Annotated in this window: 4 protein-coding genes; 1 reads left to right on the forward strand and 3 read right to left on the reverse strand. The window is 76.5% G+C overall.

Features of this window, described 5'->3' with window-relative positions:
* The first annotated feature begins 213 nt into the window (after positions 1-213).
* Entirely contained in the window at positions 214-777 is a 564-nt protein-coding gene (locus AB0E96_RS39700) for an NPCBM/NEW2 domain-containing protein (RefSeq protein ID WP_359831520.1), read from the forward strand.
* Between the two features lie 139 nt (positions 778-916).
* On the opposite strand, the gene AB0E96_RS39705 is transcribed toward AB0E96_RS39700, so the two are convergent.
* From AB0E96_RS39705 to AB0E96_RS39715, 3 genes are all read right to left on the reverse strand, one after another.
* The gene (locus AB0E96_RS39705) at positions 917-1621 is read right to left on the reverse strand and encodes a DsbA family oxidoreductase (protein WP_359831522.1); all 705 of its coding nucleotides are present in this window, start codon (positions 1619-1621) and stop codon (positions 917-919) included.
* Positions 1622-1723: 102 nt separating this feature from the next.
* Positions 1724-2245, reverse strand: coding sequence for a universal stress protein (locus AB0E96_RS39710; RefSeq protein ID WP_359831524.1), 522 nt, complete (start codon positions 2243-2245; stop codon positions 1724-1726).
* A 119-nt stretch (positions 2246-2364) separates the two neighbouring features.
* The coding region (locus AB0E96_RS39715; protein ID WP_359831526.1) for an asparagine synthase-related protein at positions 2365-3451 on the reverse strand (1087 nt) is incomplete at its 5' end.

Consider the following 3451-nt stretch of genomic DNA (forward strand, 5'->3'; position numbering starts at 1 on the left):
CGCCCTGCTCCGTCATCGCCCAACCACCTTGTCGCAGAGTCGAGTTCGGCCGCGGCTGGGTCCGCGTCCGATTCGAGCGTAGGGCCCGGCCGGAGCAAGCCGGCCGCCAGGTCCACGCCGGCTCCGGAGCCCGCCGGCACCCTGGCGCCGGAGCCCACCACGCCCGGGCCCAGCACGTCCAAGGCACCGAAGCCGGTCGTCACTCCACCGGTCGTGACCGTGCCGACCCTCCCGCCGCTGCCGACGCCGGACGTGCCGGTCGTCCCGACGCCCACCCTTCCGCCGGTGCCGACCCCGACCGTCACCAAGCCGACACCACCGGTGCTCAGCGACTTCTGGGGCAACTCGCTGCCGGTGCTCAAGCCCGGCAACAACCGGGTGCCGCCGCCCGAGCCGAGCATCCGGCAGAAGGGCAGCGACAAGTTCTGGCAGCGCGACGGCGGCTGGATCGGCGGCGACTACCACCCGCACGTGATCACCGTGCACGCCCCGGCGGGCACCGTGATCGACCTCAACCGCAGCTGCACCTCCTTCGACGCGGTGGCCGGGGTGGACGACGCCACGCTCTCGCCCGGCGGGGTCGTCTTCTCCGTCGAGGGCGGGGACGGCGCCACCCTGTGGCGCTCCGGCCCGCTGGCCGTCGGCGACGACCCGGTGCCGGTGCACGTCCCGCTGGCGGGGCAGAAATCGGTCAAGCTGATGGTCACACCGGTGAACGGGATCTGGTCGGCGCTGAACGTCGCGGACTGGGCGCAGGCCCGCTTCCGCTGCTCGTGACGCGGTCGGTGCCCATGACCCGGGTCGGTGCCCGTGACGCGGGCGCGCTCCGGGCGGTCATGACGGAGGCCCGCTCCAGGATCCCTGGAGCGGGCCTCCGGTCCGCACGGCCGTGCGCCCGGCCGATCAGCGGTCCGCGTCAGATGGCGCAGGAGCCGTCCGCGCAGGCCTCCCCGGCCGGGGCGACCTGCACCGGGGCGGGGCGGCGCTCGCCGATCTCGGTGGCGACCTGCTCCAGCACCTTGCGGAAGGTCGCGGCGTCCTGGCCGCCCTGGACGGCCCACTTGCCCTCGAAGACGAAGGTCGGCACGGCGCTGATGCCCAGCTCGCGGCCCTCGGCCAGCTGGGCCTCGACCTCGGCGGTGCCCTCGTCGCCCGCCAGGTAGGCGGTCACCCGGGCCCGCTCCAGCCCTGCCGACACGGCGACGTCGGTCAGGGCGGCGCGGTCGCCGACGTCGACGCCGTCGGTGAAGTGCGCCTTCAGCAGCGCCTCCTTCAGCCGCCCCTGGACGGCCGGGCCGTACTCGGCCTCGGCGAGGTGCAGCAGCCGGTGGCCCAGGAAGGTGTTGGCGTGCAGGGCGGCGTCGAAGTCGTACGTGATGCCCTCGGCGAGGCCCAGCTCGGCCACCCGGGCGTCCATCGCCACCGACTGCGGGCCGTAGCGCTCGGCCAGCCAGGCGCGGTGCGGGCTCGCGGTGGCGGGGGCGTCCGGGACCAGCTGGTACGGGCGGTAGACGACCTCGACCCGCTCCTTGCCCGGGAAGTCCGCCAGCGCCTGCTCGAACCGGCGCTTGCCGATGTAGCACCAGGGGCAGGCGATGTCGCTCCAGATCTCGACCTTCATGCAGGGGGCTCCAGGGGGCGTCTCGTCAGATGGGTACGAGATGGGTGAACGGTGAACCATCTCGGTACATTCCCGGCACCCCGCGGACACCCGTCCCGCCGCTCAGACCGCGGGCGGCGCCGGGACCACCAGCACCGGGCAGGCCGCGTGGTGCACGACCGCCGAGCTCACCGAACCCATCAGCAGCCGGGAGAACCCGCCGTTGCCCCGGGTGCCGATCACCAGCGTGTGCTGCCGGGGCGCCGCCTCCAGCAGCACCTCGATCGCGTTGCCCAGCACCACGTGCAGCGACAGCTCCCCCGCGTACGGCGCCGGGCGCTGGCGCTGCACCGCCGCCACCGAGCGGCGCAGCCCGTCCGCCATGCTCTCGACCAGCGTCTCCACGCTCTCCTGCACCAGCTCCGCCATCCCCGGCGGGTAGCCGGCCGGCGCCGGGTTGACCACGGCGAGCACGTACAGCGGCAGGTCGAACAGCTCGGCCTCCGTCATCGCCCGGTCCAGCGCCCACAGCGACCCGTCCGACCCGTCGCAGGCCGCCAGCACCCCCGGCGGGCGCCCCGCCGGCGGACGCCCGAGCACCGACAGCACGACCGGCACCTCCCGCCCCGCGCTCCCACCGGTCACCGTGCCTCCTCCTCACCCCGGATCCACACCCCGGATCCACATCCCCGCCATCATCACCGCCCCGCCGACCGGCGCCCGGCAACCGCGCCGCAGGAGGCGGGTGCCGCGGCGGCGGGGGTTCAGGAGGTGAGGGCGGGTTGGCGGGGGCTGGGCAGGCCGGTCCAGCAGGCACCGTGGCGGCGGGCGCGGACGCGGCGGAGCCAGAGTTCGGTGGAGACGAGGTCGGCGAGGCCGGCGAGGTCGGAGGGCGGGAGCGGGCTCCCGGGGTCGGCGGAGCGGGCCAGACCGGCGCGGACGGCGCGAAGGTCGATGAGGCCGGCTTCGGCGAGCAGCGGGGAGTCGAAGAGCTCGGCGAGGCCGTCGGCGGCGAGGCGCAGGCCGGCGCGGGCGGGGGCGGTGCGGTCGGGACGGGGCCCCCGGCCCCAGTCGGAGGGCAGGTCGGTGCGGCCCGCGCCGGTGAGGACGGCGTGCAGGAGGGCGTGCCGGGCGCCGGGCTGGAGGCGGACGTCGTCGGGCAGCAGCCGGGCGGCGCGCACCACCTGGTTGTCGAGGAAGGGCGCGTGCAGCCGCTGGCCGGGCTGTTCGGCGGCCTGCACGATCGTGCGGAAGGAGTGCGCCTGCCGGTAGAGGGCGTGCCGGGCGCGGTGCGCGCCGGGGTGCTCCTCGGGCGCCGGTCTGCGCGCGGCCAGACGGAGCCGCAGCGCGACCGCGGAGAGCGCTTCGTCGGAGAGCCAGCGGGCGGCCGGGCCGGGCACGCACCAGGCGAGGTCGACGGCCGAGCGGGCCCCCGCCGTGCCCGCGCCGTCCGGGACGTGGCGGGCGGTCAGCTTGGCCGCCGCCTCGTCCAGCGCCTCGGCGTAGCGGACCCGGGAGAGCCGGTGGGCCGCCCTGAGCACGGTGAGCGGGGTGCGCAGCGTGCCGGTCAGGACGCCCGCGGCCGCCCGGTCGGCGCCGGCCAGCGCGACGACCGGGGGCAGGAGTTCGCGCGGCCGGCCGGCCCGGATGAGGTCGGCCAGCCGGGCCGGGTGCCCGTCCAGCACCTGACGGGCGCCGTAGCCGGTGAGGTGGTCGGTGCCGCCGGCGCCGAAGCGGGCCTCGGCCCTTGCGGCGGCCGCAAGTCGCTGGGCGGACTGGAGACCTACCTGGACTCCCGGGTGCTGCGGCCGGACGGCGAGGTGCTGCCGGGCGTGTACGCGGCCGGCGAGG

Source organism: Kitasatospora sp. NPDC036755 (assembly GCF_040636595.1).
In the GTDB taxonomy this organism is placed as follows: Bacteria; Actinomycetota; Actinomycetes; order Streptomycetales; family Streptomycetaceae; genus Kitasatospora.